The organism is Roseovarius aestuariivivens (genome assembly GCF_004761875.1).
GTDB classification, from domain to species: domain Bacteria; phylum Pseudomonadota; class Alphaproteobacteria; order Rhodobacterales; family Rhodobacteraceae; genus Roseovarius; species Roseovarius aestuariivivens.
Genome location: NZ_SJEY01000007.1, coordinates 1 through 20,101, shown reverse-complemented (window position 1 = coordinate 20,101; position 20,101 = coordinate 1). Strand labels below are relative to the sequence as shown.

Annotated in this window: 20 protein-coding genes; 10 read left to right on the top strand and 10 right to left on the bottom strand. The window is 59.8% G+C overall.

What is annotated here, in order from left to right; all coding sequences use genetic code 11:
• The 7 genes from EZV60_RS12065 to EZV60_RS12035 form a co-directional block, all read right to left on the bottom strand.
• Positions 1–312: an ElaB/YgaM/YqjD family protein gene (locus EZV60_RS12065; RefSeq protein ID WP_167853522.1), complete on the bottom strand. Its 312-nt coding sequence runs from the start codon at positions 310–312 to the stop codon at positions 1–3.
• A gap of 231 nt (positions 313–543) precedes the next feature.
• Complete coding sequence (locus tag EZV60_RS12060; protein WP_135505817.1) at positions 544–1,110, bottom strand: DedA family protein; 567 nt, start codon at positions 1,108–1,110, stop codon at positions 544–546.
• A 426-nt stretch (positions 1,111–1,536) separates the two neighbouring features.
• Positions 1,537–4,584: an efflux RND transporter permease subunit gene (locus EZV60_RS12055; protein WP_135505815.1), complete on the bottom strand. Its 3,048-nt coding sequence runs from the start codon at positions 4,582–4,584 to the stop codon at positions 1,537–1,539.
• A gap of 4 nt (positions 4,585–4,588) precedes the next feature.
• Complete coding sequence (locus EZV60_RS12050; RefSeq protein WP_167853521.1) at positions 4,589–5,668, bottom strand: efflux RND transporter periplasmic adaptor subunit; 1,080 nt, start codon at positions 5,666–5,668, stop codon at positions 4,589–4,591.
• A gap of 448 nt (positions 5,669–6,116) precedes the next feature.
• Positions 6,117–7,076 carry a glutathione S-transferase family protein gene (locus tag EZV60_RS12045; protein WP_135505811.1) on the bottom strand — a complete coding sequence of 320 codons (960 nt, stop codon included), beginning with the start codon at positions 7,074–7,076 and terminating at the stop codon, positions 6,117–6,119.
• 77 nt (positions 7,077–7,153) lie between these two features.
• A complete protein-coding gene (locus EZV60_RS12040) occupies positions 7,154–8,203 on the bottom strand; it encodes an MBL fold metallo-hydrolase (protein ID WP_135505809.1) in 1,050 nt (349 codons plus the stop codon).
• 39 nt (positions 8,204–8,242) lie between these two features.
• Complete coding sequence (locus EZV60_RS12035) at positions 8,243–8,665, bottom strand: DoxX family protein (RefSeq protein WP_135505807.1); 423 nt, start codon at positions 8,663–8,665, stop codon at positions 8,243–8,245.
• A gap of 140 nt (positions 8,666–8,805) precedes the next feature.
• Here EZV60_RS12035 and EZV60_RS12030 point away from each other — a divergent pair, with 140 nt between their 5' ends.
• Positions 8,806–9,702, top strand: coding sequence for a LysR family transcriptional regulator (locus EZV60_RS12030; RefSeq protein ID WP_135505805.1), 897 nt, complete (start codon positions 8,806–8,808; stop codon positions 9,700–9,702).
• Positions 9,703–9,975: 273 nt separating this feature from the next.
• Here EZV60_RS12030 and EZV60_RS12025 read toward each other — a convergent pair whose 3' ends face one another.
• Both EZV60_RS12025 and EZV60_RS12020 read right to left on the bottom strand, forming a co-directional pair.
• On the bottom strand, positions 9,976–10,335 hold the full coding sequence (locus EZV60_RS12025) for a putative quinol monooxygenase (protein ID WP_135505803.1): 360 nt from the start codon (positions 10,333–10,335) through the stop codon (positions 9,976–9,978).
• 163 nt (positions 10,336–10,498) lie between these two features.
• A complete protein-coding gene (locus EZV60_RS12020) occupies positions 10,499–11,296 on the bottom strand; it encodes an IclR family transcriptional regulator (protein WP_135505801.1) in 798 nt (265 codons plus the stop codon).
• Between the two features lie 73 nt (positions 11,297–11,369).
• Here EZV60_RS12020 and EZV60_RS12015 point away from each other — a divergent pair, with 73 nt between their 5' ends.
• From EZV60_RS12015 to EZV60_RS11980, 8 genes are all read left to right on the top strand, one after another.
• Positions 11,370–12,725: a selenium-binding family protein gene (locus EZV60_RS12015; protein ID WP_135505799.1), complete on the top strand. Its 1,356-nt coding sequence runs from the start codon at positions 11,370–11,372 to the stop codon at positions 12,723–12,725.
• Complete coding sequence (locus EZV60_RS12010) at positions 12,722–13,090, top strand: 2Fe-2S iron-sulfur cluster-binding protein (protein WP_135505797.1); 369 nt, start codon at positions 12,722–12,724, stop codon at positions 13,088–13,090. The genes EZV60_RS12015 and EZV60_RS12010 overlap by 4 nt, the downstream gene beginning before the upstream one ends.
• Position 13,091: 1 nt before the next feature.
• Positions 13,092–13,556 carry a CoA-binding protein gene (locus EZV60_RS12005; RefSeq protein WP_135505795.1) on the top strand — a complete coding sequence of 155 codons (465 nt, stop codon included), beginning with the start codon at positions 13,092–13,094 and terminating at the stop codon, positions 13,554–13,556.
• 122 nt (positions 13,557–13,678) lie between these two features.
• A complete protein-coding gene (locus tag EZV60_RS12000; protein ID WP_135505793.1) occupies positions 13,679–14,068 on the top strand; it encodes a rhodanese-like domain-containing protein in 390 nt (129 codons plus the stop codon).
• Positions 14,069–14,083: 15 nt separating this feature from the next.
• A complete protein-coding gene (locus tag EZV60_RS11995) occupies positions 14,084–14,968 on the top strand; it encodes an MBL fold metallo-hydrolase (RefSeq protein ID WP_135505791.1) in 885 nt (294 codons plus the stop codon).
• Complete coding sequence (locus EZV60_RS11990) at positions 14,958–15,776, top strand: enoyl-CoA hydratase (RefSeq protein ID WP_135505789.1); 819 nt, start codon at positions 14,958–14,960, stop codon at positions 15,774–15,776. Before EZV60_RS11995 ends, EZV60_RS11990 begins: the two co-directional genes overlap by 11 nt.
• Positions 15,777–15,914: 138 nt before the next feature.
• A complete protein-coding gene (locus tag EZV60_RS11985) occupies positions 15,915–17,069 on the top strand; it encodes a glycine cleavage T C-terminal barrel domain-containing protein (RefSeq protein WP_135505787.1) in 1,155 nt (384 codons plus the stop codon).
• A gap of 163 nt (positions 17,070–17,232) precedes the next feature.
• Positions 17,233–18,147 (top strand): tyrosine-type recombinase/integrase, encoded by a 915-nt coding sequence (locus EZV60_RS11980; protein WP_245306290.1) that lies wholly within the window; start codon positions 17,233–17,235, stop codon positions 18,145–18,147.
• A gap of 188 nt (positions 18,148–18,335) precedes the next feature.
• Here EZV60_RS11980 and EZV60_RS11975 read toward each other — a convergent pair whose 3' ends face one another.
• Complete coding sequence (locus EZV60_RS11975; RefSeq protein ID WP_167853520.1) at positions 18,336–19,256, bottom strand: LysR family transcriptional regulator ArgP; 921 nt, start codon at positions 19,254–19,256, stop codon at positions 18,336–18,338.
• Positions 19,257–19,495: 239 nt separating this feature from the next.
• Between EZV60_RS11975 and EZV60_RS11970 the strand changes: the two genes are divergently transcribed.
• The coding region (locus tag EZV60_RS11970) for a fatty acid desaturase (RefSeq protein ID WP_210115086.1) at positions 19,496–20,101 on the top strand (606 nt) is incomplete at its 3' end.

Below are 20,101 nucleotides of genomic sequence, written 5' to 3'. Positions count from 1 at the left end.
TCAGCGTCGCGTCAGAACGCCGACCAGGAAACCGACGCCGAGTGCAATCATCGCCGACTGCAACGGCTTGGTCCTGATATGATCTTCGATCGTTTCGGTCGCGGCCTTGGCTTTGAGACGCCCGTCATCAAGGGCGGACCGCGACCGTTCCAAAAGCTCGTTCGCCTCGGCCAAAGCGGCCTCGCGTGCCTCGCCGGCCTTGGCCTCTCCGATCTCGCGCAAAAGCTTGGAAAGGGTCGTGATGTCCTCGCGAATGACCTGGAACTGTTTTTCGACATCGTCACGCCCCACGTTTCGAGAGCCATCGGTCATCTTGGTTTCCTTTCTCGTATCTATCCCGGTGCCGGCAAGGGTAGCACCGCGCACCCGATCATGTCCGACCGCCATCGGCAATTTCCGTGCCCGGGTGCCGGTGACCGGACCAGATTTGGCCCATCGGCCCAGTATTGCGCAGGCTGACCAAAAGTCGACCCTGTCTCTTCAGCAACGGATGATTTCCGCGCAGATGGACACGCGTCCATCCGTAGATCAAGACAGAAAAGCCTAACCGCGCCGAGGCCGCCGCCAGAGATAGACCGCAATGCCCACGACCAGCGCGGCGATGGCAGGGCCGATCAAGGCGTGCTCGATACGGTGGAGTTCGCCGAAGATCACCTCGATCGTGTGCCCCATGAAATACCCCAGCATGACGCCCGTGACCCCCCAGACCAGGGCCGCCGCCCCTGTCAGGAAACAGTAGTTGAGTGGCGGCATGCCAAGCGTGGCCAGCGCCACGGGCCCAGCGGTTCGCATGCCCGGAATGAAGCGAAAGATCAGGGCGAAAAGAACCAGATTAAGCGATAGCTTGGCGACAATTCCCGCGACCTTGTGATGCTCGAGCACGCTCTGAACGCGGCTGGAATCCTTGTACCTGCGCCCGAGCCCGTAGATGATCACATCCGAAAGGTATCCACCGGCCGCAGCGGCAAGAGCAACCGGCCAGAAAGACAGATGCTCTCTGTGCGCCATGACGCCGCCGGCAATCGCCACGGCCTCTCCCTCCAGCGTTGTTCCAACGAAGACCGCCAGCGTCCCATATGACTCGACGATGTTCTCCAACCAGGCGGACATGTGGGATTTCCGTGTTCTAGAAAACTAAATCAGACCGAATTGCGCCCGTGTACAAAAGGAAACCGGGATGAAAAACGACGGTGACGCACGGTTGGATGTACACGGTTCGCGCCGCATTGCAACGGTTCGGTTTGCGCTCAGCCGGCCTGCATCGCGCGACGCGGGCAGGTCAAACGCTGGGAGAAGGTGTGTCCCACTCGCCGCCGACTGGCCAGGGGTGAAACAGGTTTGATGCGGAAAAGCGGCCGCGTGTTTTCTTTCGGGTCAGCAGGAAAATTTGAGCAATGATCACCTAATCCGCGGATAGTTTCCGTTTGCGGAGTTCGGAATTGAATACTGTGGCAAGAACACGTTCGAGAGCTGCACAGATCAGGATCATTACCCGCCGGAGTGCGCCCTGCAGGGCCACAGTCATACTCATCCTCGCTATGGGTGTGCCGGCGAAGGGTCCGTCTCATGCGCGAAGAACAGCCGGTAAATTGGTGGAACGAATATCAGTGTCAGGGGTGAGGCCAGCACCAGCCCGCCAATCATCAAGGCGGCCATCGGTTCGAAAAGCGCGCCTCCGAACAGGGCCATGGGGATGAGGCCAAGAACGGTCGTCAGGGATGTTAACAGGACCGGATTCAAACGCTTCATGGCCGCCGTGACGATCGCCTCCCTGAGCGACTGGATCTGACGCTCCGTATCGATCTGATCAATCAGGACGATTGCATTGTTGATGATTATGCCCATGAGCGAGATCAGCCCGAGAATGCCGAAAAACGAAAGCGGCTGGCCCGTCACAAGGAGCGCCAGCGGCGCACCGACCAGAATCATAGGGATCGTCAAAAATGTGATTGCGACCCGCCGCGCCGAATTGAACTGGAACATAAGCGCCGCGATCATGACGACCAGGGCATAGGGCATCCCGCCAAGAAGATCTGCGTTTGCCTCCGCCGAGTCGGCGCTCTCACCGCCGAAGGCGATGTCGTACTGGGCACCGAGATCCAGGTCTGCAACCACCGGTCTGATCATCTCCTCGACCTCGGACGCCGCAAGCGTTTCGCTCTTCGCGGAAACTGTTATCTGGCGCACCTGGTTCTCGCGCCGGAGCTGTGAAAGATCGAGCCGTGGCTGGAAGCGGGCGACCTGGTCCAGCGAAACAATGCCGTGATCGGTCGGGATGGTCAGGTTTGCGAGATCCTCGAGACTGTCGCGAAAGCTGGCCTCGGCCCTGACGACGATGGGGATCTGGTCTGACCCTTCCCGGAACACTGAATATTCGACCCCCGAGAAGTAGGCCTGCATGACGTTGGAGATGTCGCGCGAGGTCACACCCAGTTCGCGGGCCTTCTCCTGCAGGATGTCGATTCCAACCGTGATGTTCTTGTTACCCCAGTCATTGCTGTTCAGCACAAGACCCGGCACAGTGTCGAACCCGGCCTCTATTCTGCGAGCGGCGGATAGAAGTACGTCGGCATCCGGTCCGGTGATCCGGACCTCGACGATGCCGGACTCGCTGCCGCCCATGGAAAGGCGGGTCACCCTTGCGCGAACCGCCGGATGGTTCTCAATAAGGTGGCGGCGGGTCCGCTCGGCCGCTGCGACAGCACCTTCGTAGCTTTTTGCATTGACGACAAAGAAGGCGCTTGCGGGGTCGGTGTCGGCGGGAGAAAGCGCCAGGTAAAACCTCGGCCCTCCATGCCCGACAAACAGTGTCGTGTCGGTGACTTCCGGATTCGACTCGGGATCGCGAAGCCACGCATCGATCCGCAGAGCCTCGTCACGCGTTGCTGTGATAGCGCTTCCCTTCGGAAGGTCGACATACACCAGAAACTCCGCCCGCTCCGACAAGGGGAACATTTCGGACTTGAGGCCGCCGAAAGTTGAGATGCCCAACGCGACAAGCAGGTAGCATACCGCCGCAATCGGAAGCGCAAGGTTCAGGCTCCGGCGGACAAGAGCACCGTAGGCGCGCTCCAGGCGGTTTGGTCCCGGCTTGGCGTCTCTCGTGGGGCGAAGGATGGCAGCGGCGAGAAAGGGCAAAATATAGTGCGCCGTAAGCCAGGATCCGGCCAGCATCAGCGCGACGACAGCACCGAGTGAGAATGCGAACTCGCCCGTTGTCCCTTCGAGAATGAGCATGGGCAGGAAGGCCGAAACCGTCGTCACGGATGCGACGGCCAGCGGAATGAAAAACTGCCCGCTCGCCGCCATCGCCGCTTCGGCGGGGGACGCCCCCGCCTTGATCCGCCGGTCGATATCCTCGACGACCACAAGCCCATTGTCCACGAGAAGCCCCAGCGAGATGATAACTGCCGCAATCGAGATCTGTTCGAGATCGATGCCCCATTGCGACATGCCAAGGAGCGCGAAAGTCACGGTAAACGGGACGATACTCGCGATCACCAAGGCGGCGCGCGGTCCAAGAAAGATCATCATCACGATGAGGACGACGCCGAATGTCTGCGCCACGTTCGACAGGGCGCCGTTGATCGAAACGGTAACGTTTGTCTCTTGAAAGGTGGAAATGTTGTAGGCGATGCCGATGGGCTGGGTCTGCTCGAGCGCCCGGATCTCCGACCGGAGCGTCCGGCCGATCTTTTGTATGTCCCGATCTTCTGACATCTCGACACTCACGAGAATGGCAGGCTGACCATCGAAATAGACCGGCTGCGCTGGCGGGTCGACATATCCCCGCCGGACGATCATCAGGTCTTCGAGACGCACGATTTCGCCGCCCGGCAACTGCGTAAGAACGGCCCCTATATCGGCGAGCGAACCAAGATTGCCATTCGCTTCGAGAACGATGTTTGTCCCATCCGCTTCGATGCGTCCGGCGGGAAGGATAACGTTCTGCGCGTCAAGGTCCTGCAACAGTGTCGGCAATTGCACCCCGATCGCGGCCAGCCGGCGGCTATCGATCTCGAGCCAGATACGTTCTTCCTGAACGCCCGAAAGACTGACCTTTGTGATGCCGTCGATCCGGTAAAGTCCAGTCTGCAGGTCTTCTGCCGCATCCTCGATTTCGGACATGGAGAATCCGTCCCCAGTCACCGCGACGGTCGCAATCGCCACATCGCCATAATTGGTGTTCACGAAGGGCCCTAATGTGCCCTCCGGCAGATCCGTGGCCGCGTCCTCCATCCGGGTACGGATATCCGTGAACACCTGATCGAGATCTTCCGAGGGAATGCTGTCGCGGACCACGACATTAAGTTGCGCGCGTCCCGTCGTGACGAGCGTCGAGATATCCTCGACCTCTCCGATCTCGCGCGCCGCACGCTCCAGCGGAATGGCGATCAGGCTTTCCACGCGCTCAGGCGACATACCCGGAAACTGCGCCGCCACGATCACGGTACGGATCGTGATGGCCGGATTTTCCCGTTTCGGCAGTGCCAGATAGGACAACGTCCCGATCAGCAGAAGGCCGATCATCACAAGTATGGTAAAGCGGGACTTGGCGATGCCGAAACGTGCCAGACTGTCCACCGGCCTAGTCCCCTTCGCCGAGTAGCTTGACTTCTTGACCGTCCTTGAGGAACGACACGCCGGCAGAGGCGACGAGATCGCCCGGTTCGAGACCCTCGGTCACGACGATCATGTTCTCGCGTATCCCTCCGATCGCGATCTCCCGCCTTTTCACGGTAGAGCTGGAATCGTCGAATACAAAGACCGCGGCCCGAGCGGGTTCCTCCGCGCTTCCGGGGGTGCCGGCCAGACCGTCCTTTATCAGGGCGGTCAGCGGAAGAAGGTATCCCTCCCGAGCCGCAAGGGGAAAGTCGATGGAGGCTTCGACGGCCATCCCCGCCTTCATGATCGGATCCGTTTCCCTTAGTTGCAGCACTATGGGAAAACTCGAAACGGCATCTGCGCGCGCGCCGATCTCGCTGACCGCTGCGGCAAGTGTGATGTCCGGACGGTCGGCAAGCCGAATTCGTGCGGGCGTACCAACGACAAGTTCGCTCACCGCATCGAACCCGACCGATAGCGCGACCTCGAAACGGTCGGACGAATAGACGCTGGCGACCGGGGCTCCCGGGCTGACGGTCGAAAAGGATCTCGCGTCGACCGAATTAACAATCCCGTTAAATGGAGCGACAAGTTCCGCGCCCTCAAGATTTTTGCGCGCCGTTTCGAGCGACTTTTGCGCCTGGATGAGGCTGGCCGCTGCGGCTTCGGCCTGAGTTCGTGCCGAATCCACGGACACCCGGGTGACCGTGCCACTTTCCAAAAGCTGTTCCTGACGGGTAAGCGTCTCGGCGGCTTCCCGTGCGGCCGTTTCGGCCTGGATAACCGCCGCCTCGGCTGACTGCACCTGAAGGTTCAAGCTCTCGGTGTCCAACCGCGCGATGACATCATCTGCATCGACCCGTTGTCCAACAGCGAGGTTAATCTCTTCCAGACGGCCGCCAATTTCGAACGACAGAACCGTCAGGTTCGGAGGCTCCAAAACACCGGGGAACCGGCGTGTCTGGCTCCGCTCGACATCGGATACCGCATGAACCTTCAGACCCCGGATGATTTTCCCGGCTTCCGTTTCTTCTTCGCGGCAACCGACCAGCGCGGCCAGCATCGCTATTACGAGAAGATACCGCATTGGCGCGGCCTCCTGTCTTCAGGCCTGCTCAAGCTTGCCCCATGCGGTGGGCCATGTCCATCTTTGGCTGGCGCTCCAGGTTGGCTCAAGGAAAGCGCTATTTCGATTGCCCGCCGTGAAAAGCGTGTTGGGCTGCCTTGTCCGCACCGTAGATATCTGGACCGATCGCAGCGCAGAGCGGCGTTCAGGCCTAACGCAAAAGGTTGTAAACGCATGATGCATGGAAGGGCGGCTCACTGCCCATCCATGCATCTAGTGACGACGTTCGCTTTGTCCGAAACTGCACGCAAATGCATCTTGCAGCCCTGCCAGCCGAATACCGGCTCAGTTGGTCGGCTATCCTTCTCGAATGAGGATCTACTGAAATCCAGAGCAATACTTCAGGCGCCGTCGCCAACACCTAAATCCCGAGACAATCGGTATCTCAAAGCCCTAGCGCCTTGACCACATGCGCGGGGCCAACGGGCCGGATGCGCGTGGGGTTCAGCGCCTTGATGGAGTAGTAGCCGCGCGTGATGTGATCCATGCTCACGGTCTCGCGCACGCCCGGCAGATCCAGAATGCGCTGCTGAAAGGCAGAAAGACGCGGGTAATCCGCGATCTGGCGCAGGTTGGTCTTGAAGAGACCGTGATAGGCGCCATCGAAGCGAATGAGGGTCACGAAAGCCCGGATATCCGTCTCGGTCAGTCGCTCTCCGAAAAGGTAATCACCAGTGAGACGGTCCTCCAGCATGTCGAGCGTCTCGAAGACGCCCGCGACGGCTTCGCCATAGGCCTCCTGCGAGCTGGCAAAGCCGGATTTGTAGACGCCGTTGTTCAGCTTGTCGTAGATCACGGCGTTCAACGCGTCGATCTCGTCTGCCAGGTCTTGCGGGTAAAGCCGCAGATCGGAGGGCACCAGTTCCTCGAAGGCGGTGTCGAACATCCGCAGGATGTCGGCGCTTTCGTTGTTGACCATGACGTTGCGCTTCGTGTCCCACAGCACCGGCACCGTGGCGCGGCCGGTAAAGTGGGGATCGGCGCGGGTGTAGATCTCATGCATGTACTGTGCCCCGAAAAGCGGGTCGTCTTCGGCCCCGTCATACCCGCCGAACTGCCAGCCCTGGTCCGAGATGACCGGGTTCACCACGGTCACTGGGATCAGATCCTCCAACCCTTTCAGCTTGCGCGCGATAAGCGTGCGCGACGCCCACGGACAGATCAGCGCGACATAGAGGCGATAACGCCCGGCCTCTGCCTCGAACCCGCCCTCGCCGGTGGGGCCGGCGCTGCCGTCCGGGGTGATCCAGTTGCGAAAGCTCGACACCTGTCGCACGAACCGGCCCTTCTCGTCGGCCTTCTGCACAGGTTGCCAGTTCTCGATCCATTTTCCGTCAACAAGCATCGTCTTTTCCTCGAACGTCCAGATTGTAAGCGGGCAGGTGGCTGCGCGCCGGGAGGGTCGCCCCGGCGCGCAGTGTGTCAGCGATAGGAGAAGAGGTACATCGCGACCATCTCGGCATTCTTGGGTGTGGCATAGTCGAACCCGTAGAACGCGCCATATTTCGGGCGAAGGGTCTCGGTCGCGCGCTGCCCGACCTCGGCGATCCAGTTGGACAGGAACGCAGTATGGGCGTTCAGGCTGGCCGGATCCTCAATCCCTGCGCCCCACGGAACAGAGCCAAGAGCCTCGCCCACCGCCGCCTCGAGATCATCGAGGAAGTCCCTGTAAAAGGCCACGTCGGCGCGCGATCCGACATTGCCGTGCCCGCCTGACAGGTACTCCCAGTCCAGCGCGTCGAACTGGTCGATCAGGTCGCGATACCCCAGATACCCTTCGGCCCCGGCAAAGGACCAGAACGGCGGCTGGTCGGGGTTGATGACATCCGGCACATGCACGACGCCCGTGCCCTCCAGCACATAGGCCGCATGGTCATGGGCGTGCGCCTCGGCGTCGAAGGCTGCGACGCGCACGGTCAGGTCCTCAAAGGTGAAACTGCCCGCGTCCGACGCGATCACCTCTGTCGGGCGCGGCAGGCCAGAGCCCAGCCGGTCCATGAGATCCACGGTCGCCTGGGTCGCAATGACCCGCACGCCGGGGTTGGCCTCGATCAGCGCGGCGGCGCCGGCGATATGGTCGGCGTGGTTATGGCTGTAGAGGATCGCCGTGACCGGCAGGTCGGTCACCTCGTCGATGGCCGCTTCAATGGCCTGTGCGCGCCCTTCCAGAGCATCGAAGAGCAGCACGCCCTCGTCCCCGACATAGAAGATGGTGCCATAGAACTGACGTTGAAAGAAATACACCCGGTCGGTCATCCGCTGGAGAATGTAATCCTGCGTCGCGTTCTTTATGTAGAGGTTTTCGATCTTCTCGCCGGGGGCTAGCGCCCGTGTTGCAGATTCTGACACGTAGGTGGCATTGACGGTCGAGGGCGCCTCTTCGACTTGCTGCGCAATGACCGGCGCGGCGAGCGATAGGCCCACCGCCGCCGCGATGGCGAAGGTGGACGTATAAGTCAGCGTGCGAAACATGGCTCTTGATCCTTAAAAGGTGGCGTTTCGGGGTCCGGCTCAGGCGAATTTGCCAAGCGCGCGGTCAAGCGTGGGAATGCGCAGGGCGAAGCCACCTGCGCCCAGCAGCGCGATTGCGGCCTGTACGGCCACCCAGAACAACGGGAATTCCCAGCCGCCGCCCTCTGCCGAAAACTGCCAGCCATTGCCGGCATGTACCCAGGTCGCGCCAAGGAGCACGGGGATCAGCGCCAGCGACACCGGTCGGACAGCGACGCCAAGGATCAGTGCGAGACCACCGGCCAGTTCTGCGGCGATGGTGAGATAGGCGAACACGCCCGGCAGACCGAGGCTTTCGAAATACCCCACCGTGCCGGGAATGGTGAAGACCATCACCTTGAGCAGGCCGTGGGCGACGAAAAGGGCGCCGCTGGAGACGCGCAGGAGCGTGGCGGCATAGTCCGAGGATGTATTGGCAGTCATGTCATCATTCCTTTCTGGGGCCCGGTGCATCCTGTGCGGCTCGGGCGGTTGATCTGGTAGGAATGTACGACTTGCCATTTATCCATGAAATGGCGAAGTTATTGAATGACTATCTACAATTTGTTCGTAATAATGCCCTGATGGATATCACAGACGAACTTCGTGCCTTCGTGACCACGGCCAAGACGGGCTCTTTCACCGCCGCGGCGGATCAGCTTGGCGTGTCGAACCGACTGACCTCGAAATATGTCGCCGAACTGGAACACCGGCTGGGAGTGCGCCTGTTGCAGCGCACGACGCGCAAAGTCGGGTTAACGCCCGCGGGCGAAGATCTGCTGGCGCGTGCGCCCGCCCTTCTGGATGAGTTGGACGACCTGCTGCAGGACGTCTCGGAAGGATCACGCGGGTTGACCGGGATGATCCGGGTCTCCGCCCCGGTCACCTTCGGCGAGGCGTATGTCGGCCGGATGCTGGGCCGCTTTGCCGCGCAACATCCGGGCCTGACCTTCGACATCCGGTTGAGCGACGGGTTCGTCGACCTGGCGAGTGACGGGATCGATCTGGCATTTCGCATCGGGCAGTCGGATATGCTGTCGCTGAAGACGCGCAAGCTTGGTGCGATCCGGTCCATCGCGGTGGCCAGCCTCGACTACCTCGCCCGGCACGGCGCACCTTCGGAACCCGCGGATCTGGCACACCATGACTGCATCCTCGACACGAACCGACGCACGCCTCGCCGCTGGATCTTTTTCAAGCAGGGGCAAGATATCGCGGTCCAGGTGAAAGGCAGCTTCCAGCTCAATTCAGCCCGCGCTGCCGTAGAGCTGGCGGCGGATGGGCTGGGCATCTGCTATGCGCCACATTTTGCCCTGCGAGACGAACTGCAGACCGGTACGCTGGTCCCCGTGCTGGAGGAGTTTGAAGGCCTCAGCGTCGAGATCAACGCGGTCTACCTCGAAGGCCGTGCCATGCCCCGCAAAATCCGGGCGCTCATCGACTTCGCTGTCGAGGACATACGTCAGTCGGGAACGTTGTAGTGGACCGGGCGCCTTCGGAAAATCCGTATCCCACAGTCACGCGTGTCTCCGGAAAAAGTCAGGATCAAACGCAAGGCGCAAGCGCTTCGGCCACAAATTCTCAGATGCAGCACGCACTCATTATATGCGATCAAGTGCTTGGCAGCGCCAAAAGCCACCGTTCATTCAATCCGCAACGATAGCCCGAGTCTCGATGCTCGGTTCGCAAGCGACGCGGAGGCTTGCTGCATGGCGGTAGTTAACCACCGAAACGACATTAGGCGCCTTTTGGCTCTACCATTGCAAAAGGCCGGGTTTTTGCGCCTCGAAACCTTTGATTGTCGGAAAGAGCGAACGCATCTGCGCAATCTTTTCCACTTCACCGTCGAGCATATGCTGGATACTTGCCCACCATGTCTTGAAGACAGCTGTTTCCCGATGCTCATGAAGGGCGGAGTCGTCGCGATAGACTTCATAGAAATAGAAACGGTTAGGATTGGACGCCTCTTCCATGAAGTGAAACTGGAAAACGTGAACTTCCTCGCTGATGACGTTCTGAGCTTCGAAGATACTGGCCTCCAGAAACTCTTGCCTGTGTTCGGGTTTTATATTGACGGCAAAAAACCGTCCTACCATCGCGTCGGACGTGTCCATTTCATCCCCCCTGAATAATCATGTCTTCAACGTCCGATCGAAAAATTGGTAGAGCGCGCTGCCGCCGACGCTCCGTTTAAAGCGCCTTACCATTATGAACTATGTCTCGCAGTTTACTCGTTCGCCCATTTTAGCACATGGCACACGCCCGCCTGCACAGAGATCAACCCCCAACCGACTCTTGTCCGCTGCTCGTGTGAGAACACTGAGGATTATCGCCGTGTTCCGATGGGAAGTGATCTGACCGCGAAATTTCACGCGCGAGTTTCGTCAGTTGAGATCCCAGATTTTGACGGAAGTCTGGTGTGAACACCCGAACGGATCCTGTCGCGCCGATGGACATGGCCTTCCCCGGGCCGCTTTCTGAAAGCGGGGCCGCGACGGACGCCATACCGCGTTCGATCTCTTCCACGCACTCGGCATAGCCGCGTTGCCGAATGGCGGCCAGTTCCGACTGAAGGTCTTCGACGCGGGTAATCGTGAACTCGGTGTAGGCCCTTAAACGGCCATCAAGCTTTTCGAAATCGAAAAGCGATGGTGAAAAGGCCGCCACCGCCTTGGAACAGGAACACGCGTGCAAAGGTCGCTTGCCCAAACCCGGATGCAGAAAGGACACGCCTGTATCCGGCGTTTCAACATGGATGATCTCGACTTCCCGGCCACGCAGCCGCGACAGAAAGAACGCCGCCCCATGACGAGAGGCCGCCTGCCGCAGCGTCGGCGCGACCTGTTCGATCAGCGCCTCGTCGGACTGGTCGGATTGCGTAATCCGCTTGAGCCGGATGCCCAAGGTGAACCGCCCGCGCACAACCGGTTCCAACAGACCCACGCGAACCAGATCCTGCACCAGACGATACGCCGAGGCCTTAGGCAGATCGGAATGCTCGCAAATGTCCGCGACCGACGCCTCACCTTTATGGCCAACGATTTCAAGAATGAGGGTCAGGCGTTCCAGATGCATAAAATTCTCATATCTTGATACACATTTTTTCGTTATACGGGAAATTGGAAAGAATCAAGGGAGGAGCTCGTTCATGGACGGGACTTGTTGTGGACCAGGCTACGCCAGCCCGGCCGAGGCGATCAAAGCGCCGCGCGAAAAGCTGCTGTACACCATCGCAATCTACACCGGGACAGGCATTCAGAAGCCGGATTACCTGGCCACGGTAGATGCCGATCCCGACAGCCCGACCTACAGTCAGGTGATCCACCGTCTGGAAATGCCGGGCATCGGGGACGAACTGCATCACATGGGCTGGAACGCGTGTTCCTCCTGCCATGACGACAGCTCGATGGCGCGAAAGTACCTGCTGGTGCCGGGCGTGCGGTCGAACAACATCCACGTGGTCGACACCGCGACCGACCCGCGCGCGCCGCGTCTGCACAAGATCATCGACGGCGCCGAGATCAAGTCAAAGGCCAACCTTTCTGGTCCGCATACCGTGCATTGCCTCGGATCCGAGATCATCATCTCGTTTCTCGGCGACGCACAGGGCGAGGCGCCCGGCGGTTATCTGCATCTCAACAAGGATTTCGAGATCGTCGGCCGCTGGGAAGAAACCATGGGCGACATCCCCTTCGGCTATGATTTCTGGTACCAGCCGCGCCACAATGTGATGATCAGTTCGGAATGGGCCGCGCCCAACACCTTCATGCCCGGTTTCGACCTGGAAGAAGTGGGGCACCTCAAATACGGTCGTCGGCTGCATATCTGGGATTTTGAAAAACGCACGCCCATCGAAAGCATGTATCTGGGTGAGGACGGGCTGATCCCGCTCGAAGTCAAGTTCCTGCATGATCCGGACAGCACCCACGGCTTCTGCGGTGCGGCGCTTTCGACCAACGTGATCCACTTCTGGAAGTCCGACGCGGGCAAATGGGAGTGGGAGAAGGTCATCGACGTCGAGAACGAGCCGCATCCAGAATGGCCGATCCCGGTGCCCGGTGTGATGTCGGCTATCCTGGTGTCGATGGACGACAAATACCTTTACCTCAACAACTGGCTGCACGGCGACATGCGCCAGTACGACATCACCGATCCTCACAACCCAAAACTGACGGGGCAGGTCTGGATGGGCGGGCTTCTGGGCAAGGCGCCCGAGGTCAACGGCGTCAAGGTCGCGGGCGGGCCGCAGATGTTCCAGCTCAGCCTCGATGGCAAGCGGCTTTACGTCACCACGTCGCTCTTCTCGACCTGGGACAATCAGTTCTATCCCGATATCCGCACCCAGGGCGGCGTGATGGTGATGATCGACTGCGACGTGGAAAACGGCGGCATGAAGATCAACGAGGACTTCATCGTCGATTTCGGCAAGGAACCCAACGGGCCCTCGCGCTGCCACGAAACCCGCTATCCCGGCGGTGATTGCACCAGCGATATCTGGCTGTGACCAAGACCCGGACCATCACCATCGCCAATCGCGGCGGCGCGACCTTTGAGGTCGAGGCGCGCCGTCCGCTGCTCGACACGCTGCGCGAACAGGGTGTCGATCTGCCCTACGGGTGCAAGTATGGCGGCTGCATCACCTGCGCGGCCAAGCTGACCGACGGCGAGATCGATCAGCGCCGCCAGGTCGCGCTCAACAATCGTCAGATCGCCAATGGCTATGTTTTGCTATGCGTGGCGCGCCCCGTCACCGATTGCACGCTCGAGATCGGCGTGGAAAGCCATGACAAACTCTACCGCAACCCGTTCCTCGACCCGCTGCAGCCGCATGAGCTGAAGGCGGATATCGCGACACCGAAGGAGCCCTGAAATGCCCGAAGCCGACATCGATCATCGCTACGACTACAGCCAAGCCTACCTGTCCGAGATCCTGCGCTCGGTCAAAACCATCGCCATGGTGGGGGCAAGCGCCGACAAGACCAAGTTCAGTTACGGCGTCCTGCGCGTCTTGCATGAGACCGGATACGACATGATCCCGGTGAACCCCAATCCGAATGTCACCGAAATCCGGGGCATTCCGGTCTATCATTCTTTGAAAGACATCGACCGCCCCGTCGATATGGTCGAGGTTTTCCGCCCCAAGGAAGAATTCTACGACATCGCCCAGCAAGCCATTGAAATCGGGGCCAAGGTTCTCTGGGGGCAGATCGGCGTTTATGACGATCGCGCCGCCAAGCTTGCCGAGGACGCGGGCCTGAAGGTCGTCATGGATCGCTGCCCGAAGATCGAATTGTTCCGCCCCTTTTGGAAACCCCGCCTCGACCTTGCGATATGATCGGGCGCGGCCGCGACCTGCATCTGCGCCCGGCCTGCGGTTGCGGTGCGGGTGGCCCGGTCGACTGGCCGATGAATGTCATACTTGATTGGATACACACCCGGCTCGGAAGGACCCCGCACATGCCTCAGACCATAACCAAAAGTGCCAAGGAAATCGTTCGAAACGCACTTGAAGCGACCCCCGCGGTGAGCGCCGAGGAGGCGCTTGGGCTTGTGGGGTCTCCTGATCATGTCTTCGTCGATCTTCGCGACGGCACCGAACAGGCCAAGACCGGGATGATCCCCGGGGCTGTCGCCTCGTCGCGCGGGATGCTCGAATTTCACATCGACCCAGAAAGCCTCGTTCACAAGCCCGAGTTCAATCAGGACAAGACCTATGTCTTCTACTGTGCGTCCGGCGGACGTTCCGCGCTCGCCGCGCAGGCGGCGATGGATATGGGGCTTGGCCCCGTGGTGAACCTGACCGGTGGCGTGGGCGCATGGAAAAAAGCCGGCGGAACGCTGGAATAATCGCTGGAGGCGGTCATGGACTTCCCCGCTCTGAACATGTCGGTTGTACCCGAGGTCGAAGGTTTCTTCGATCCGGCCAGCAATACGATCTCCTACCTCGTCAAGGACCCGGCCTCGTCGGCCTGCGCGATCATCGACAGCGTGCTCGACATCGACTACGCCGCCGGGCGCATCGCCTATGACAGCGCCGACCGCCTGATCGACGCCATCGTGGCGCGCGGGCTTCGCCTTGAATGGATCATCGAGACCCATGTCCACGCCGACCATCTTTCGGCCGCGCCCTATATCCAGCAAAAGGTGGGGGGCAAGATCGGCGTAGGCGCGCGCATCATCGAGGTGCAGGAAACGTTCGGTAAGATCTTCAACGAAGGCACCGAGTTTCAGCGCGACGGCTCGCAGTTCGATGCGCTCTTTGAAGACGGCGACACCTACCAGATCGGTGGTATGACCGCATTCGCCATCGCTACGCCCGGCCATACGCCTGCCTGCATGGTTCACGTAATCGGAAACGCGGCCTTCGCGGGCGACACGCTGTTCATGCCCGACGGTGGCTCGGCTCGCGCGGATTTTCCCGGTGGTGACGCAGCCGAGCTTTACCGATCGATCCAGAAGGTGCTGTCCCTGCCAGACGAGATGCGGCTGTTCGTATGTCACGATTACGGCCCCGGCGGGAGAACCATCGCCTGGGAAACTACGATCGAACAGGAACGCGCCAACAACATCCATGTCGGCGGCGGCACGTCCCAGGACGAGTTCGTCAGGTTTCGTGCCGAACGTGATGCGCAGCTGTCCATGCCGAAACTCATCCTCCCCTCCCTGCAGGTCAACATGCGCGCGGGTGAAATTCCCCGCGACGCAAGCGGCCGCCCAATGCTGAAGGTACCCATAAATGGCTTATGAAGGCGAAATGAACTCTTCCGATCTTGTCCAGCGGACCGACGCGGATGGCGTGGCCACGCTGACGCTGAACGCCCCGCGCTCGATCAACGCGCTGTCCGAGGCGATGATGGCCGCCCTGTCGGATACGCTTGACGCCATTGCCGAGGACCGCACGGTCAAGGCGGTGATCCTGCGCAGCGCAGGCGATCATTTCTGCGCCGGTCACAATCTCAAGGAAATGACCGAACACCGGGCCGACGCCGATGGCGGGTTCCAGTACTTCCAGGATCTCTTCGCAAAATGCTCGGCGATGATGCTGCGGGTCGTGCGCCTGCCCCAGCCGGTGATCGCCGAGGTCAAGGGCATCGCAACCGCCGCGGGCTGCCAGCTTGTCGCGTCCTGCGATCTGGCGGTTGCCGCCGAGGATGCGCGCTTTGCCACGTCGGGGGTGAATATCGGTCTGTTCTGCTCGACGCCGATGGTGGCCCTGTCGCGCAACGTGCCGCAAAAGATGGCGATGGAAATGCTGCTTCTGGGTGACTTTCTGCCCGCCGCCCGCGTGGCGCAGCTCGGGCTGGTCAATCGTGTCGTGCCCCGCAAAGAGCTTGAGGACAGCGCGATTGAGATGGCCCGGACCATCGCCGACAAGTCGCCGGTCGCCATCCGTACCGGCAAGCGGGCCTATTACAAACAAGCCGAAATGGCCCTTGAAGACGCCTACGCTTATGCCGGGCGCGTGATGGCCGAGAACATGATGGCCCGCGACACCGAGGCGGGGATCGGCGCGTTTACCCGCAAGGAACCCATGCCCGCCTGGACCGGCGAGTGACACACAAGAAACCGGGAAGGGCGCAGGCAACGCCTGCCGCCCTTCCCCTTGTCGCACCACAACCAAAAATATAATGCAAATCAGGGCCAAAGGGCCGTCCGATCAGGACAGCCTGCGCCCGCAAACAGGGGTCTCATCATGGCGCACGAACTTCAATTCGCGAGTTTCAGCTTTGGCACACAGGTTCGGAAATCACCATATTCCGACGCCGCTCTGCGCTGGGGCGCAAAGGGGTTTTCTGTTTACAATCACATGTACATTCCCCGCGATTTCGGAAATCCCGAGCAGAACTTCTGGAACCTGATCAACCACGCGACGCTCGCGGATGTTTCGGTCGAGCGGCAGGTCGAGATCACCGGACCGGATGCAGCCAAGTTCACGCAGTACCTGTGCTCCCGTGATCTGTCGAAATGCGAGGTTGGGCAGTGCAAATACGTTCTGATCACCGATCAGGATGGCGGGATCATCAATGACCCGATCCTGCTCAAGCTGGCAGAGGATCATTTCTGGCTTTCGATCGCAGACAGCGACGTCCTGCTTTGGGCGCGTGGCGTCGCGGTCAATGCCGGCATGGATGTGAACCTGACCGAACCGGATGTCTCACCGTTACAGCTTCAGGGGCCAAAATCCCGCGACATTCTGCGCGCCTGCTTCGGCGATGCGCCGACCGAGCTCAAGTATTTTCGCTTTATGGAATATGATTGGCACGGCGTGCCGCTGATCATTTCGCGGACTGGCTGGACCAGCGAGCTCGGCTACGAGATCTATCTGCGCGATGGCTCGGCCGGTGGGCGTTTGTGGGAATACATCCTGGATATCGGGTACCCCATGGGTCTGAGGCCGGGCCATACATCCGGCATCCGCCGGATCGAGGCTGCCATGCTGTCCTACCACGCGGACATGACCCTGGCGAACAACCCCTACGAGCTTGGCATGGATCGTCTCGTAAACCTCGACATGGAGGCCGATTTCGTCGGCAAAGAGGCGCTGGCCCGCATCAAGGAAAAGGGCGTCAGGCAGCGGCTTGTCGGAATTGAGGTCGAAGGCGCCCCCTTCGTCGGCGTGAACGACTTCTATTGGCCCCTCGTGAAAGAGGGCAAAACGGTCGGAACGATTACCTCGGCCGTCTACTCGCCGCGGTTGGAAAAGAACATCGCACTGGGAATGCTGGAAGTCGAACATACGAGCGAAGGCACGGAACTGGTCGTTGATAAACTCGGCGAAACCCGCAAAGGAAAGGTGGTTCCCATCCCATTTTTCGATCCTAAAAAGTCGCTCGCAACCATGAATTGACCGGATCCCGGCGCAGATGGATCGCCGGTGCCGCGACGACTATGTGCTGGCTGGGCATGTTGAGCACGAACGCAAGCATGTGATCGGGTTCATTTGTCTCTGCGCGACAGGAGTCATGTCATTCGGTAACCGACATTCCCAAGCGTGTCCGGGATCAGCGCCCATGGGACAGATCGAAAGCAAGCGGTCAGGCTGGAAGAACGCCAAACACGCCGCGCAATGGTCCTTAACCCTCGAAACCTATGTCTTCCCAAAGATCGGCGCAGTGCAGGTCGCCAAAATCGAGACGTCTGATGTGATCGCGACCCTTAAACCGATTTGGGTAGAGAAGCCCGAGACGGCCAACCGCGTGCGCCAGCGGATTGAAACGGTGATCGACTATGCCTCGGCTCTTGGTATCCGCAGCGGCGACAACCCGGCGCGGTGGCGTGGGTATCTCGACCACCTCCTGCCCAATCCGAAAAAGGTCCATGCGGTCAAGCATCACCCGGCGCTACCGCATGCGGAGATCGCTGATTTCATGACTGAACTGTCTGCGCGTCAAGGCATCGCGGCGCGGGCGCTGGCCTTTGCGATCTTGACGGCGGCAAGGTCGGGCGAAACGCGTGGAATGGCCTGGGGTGAGGTCGATTTGGACGTGAGACTCTGGACAATCCCCGCCGCGCGCATGAAGGCAGGGAAGGAGCATCGCGTCCCCCTGACAGACGCGGCCATGACTTTGTTAGGAGAACGGAAGGACGACAGCGCGCTGGTGTTCGGCAGCGAAACCAAGGCGGGCAAACCCATGTCCGACATGAGTATGACTGCTGTGCTGCGCCGTATGAGGCGTGACGGGATTACCGTGCACGGCTTCCGCTCCACCTTCCGCGATTGGGCAGGCAAGACAACAGGCTTTCCGCGCGAGGTGATCGAGGCCGCATTGGCCCACGGCATCAAGGACAAGGCCGAAGCCGCCTACGCGCGCTCGGACCTGTTCGACAAACGTCGGATGCTGATGGATGCCTGGGCGCGCTACACGTACCATCAGGACCGCGCAGATACTGTTATTGACCTGCGCGGCGCTGCCTTAAGGTCCTGAGCGGGCGCGTCAGGCGATGAACGTATCGTCCTTCGTGATCGTGGGCACTGTGTCGAGATTGGCCACTTTGACTGTCTGGGCGCCCAAGCCGTCGGCGTCATGACGCAGGGTTTTGCCGTAGTCGGGGAAGCGGTTGTCAGCGGCCCGCCCTTTAATGACCTCCTTGAGGCAAATTTTTGGGTGCGGAACTATCCGCTTCGGTACATATCCGGCGACAGATGAACCTTCGCGACTTCCAGAACCAAATCGCCTAGTCGTCTCAGGATTTCGCTAGACTGGGTGCTGGTCTGCCAATGTAGCGAGACGCGGACCGAATTTTCCGGGCTCAGTTCGATTAGATCGCCCCGCTTGATGTGGTCATGCGCCGCAACGCTTGGAACAAGACCCCAGGCCGTACCATTAAGGCAACATGCGACGTAGCCCTCGTACGAGGGGACCATATGCGTCGACACCTCAACCGTCTCGCCGAAGCAGTTCATCATCCATTGGTCCTGAATCGTGTCCTTCCGGTCAAAGGCGAGGCAGGACGTATTCTTCAGGGTCTCGATTGATACGCCATTGGGGAAGTTGGCATCAAAGAACTCAGGTGATGCGACCGCAATATACTCCATCGCCCCCAGCGAAACGCGGCGACACCCCTGAACGGGCGTTTCGATTGCCGTAACGACGGCCAGAGCCTCACCCGTCTTCAGCCGGTTCTCGGTATGCTCTTGGTCATCGGGAAAGATGTCGAAACGGATGCCGAGTTCATTCTTAGCTCTCTTGATGACGTTGGGAAACCAAGTGGCAAGACTGTCGTTATTCACTGAAATTCTGATCTGTGCCGCCGCGCTCCCTGAGGTCCCGCCGAGCGACTTCATCCGCTCATTCAGTTCATGCTGCAGGAGTTCGACCTGCTCGACATAGCGACAGAATTGAAGCCCAGCCTCTGTCGGCACACAGGGACGGCCGCGCACGATCAGCACCGATCCCACCCTGTCTTCGAGTTGTTTGATTCGCTGACTGACCGCCGATTGCGTGACGTTCAGCGACTTTGCAGCCATATCGAAGCGGCCTTCGCGCACCACAGCGGCCAAAGCGAGGATCGCGTCGTAGTCTAACTTCAACAAATTTCCGCCCTTTGAATTAGCCACGCTGATAGCAATTCAGCTCCGACACAACATCTACCAGTATAATGCCAAGTTTGGCCAGTATGTTCTAACCCGCAATTAGACACGCTTATACAATGGGGTCGACGTCAAAATTTCTTGTTTGGAAACAGAGTGTTCACGAGTTATCCACAGTGGGGTCGTGTTGTTATGTCTGGAGTGAAGAAACGATGTCAGGTCAAGATCTGAGGAAACGTTACATGCGCCACTTCGCACGTATGGCGCGAAATACGAAGGCGAAAGCATGGTTCATTGTCCTCGCCTTCGTTTTGCAGGCGCTGGCCGGCGTCCTTCTGGGAAACTATCTACTGTCGCTAGAGTTGTCCGCGGCCACTGTCGTGATGATGGTGCTGACGGCGATCTTCATCGGAACGCGGCTGCGCGGGCTGAACAACATCGTGCACGAATGCAGCCATTCGACTTTTGCTGAAAACAGACAGGACAATATCATTCTGGGCAAGGTTTGCGCCTCCCTGCTTACGGGGTGCTTTCGCAAGTACAAGGATGATCATCTGTCTCACCATGCCCACATTGGCGATTATGAGAACGACAGGGAAATGGCCGCGATCGAGAAATTGCGGCTGCATGACCCGCTGTCCGCCAAGACCGTGCTGAGGCATATCGGGACGGGTCTGACGGGGCGCCATCTTCGGATGTACTCGGGGGTGAACCTGTCGCGCGCAGACGGCCTGCCTTTCTACATCCTGAAAATCGGGGTTCTGCTCGCAATCGTCATGTTTTCGGTTTTGGAGCCACTTACTTCGGCTTTCTTCGTGCTTTTACCTCTTTTCTATGTCTTTCCGACG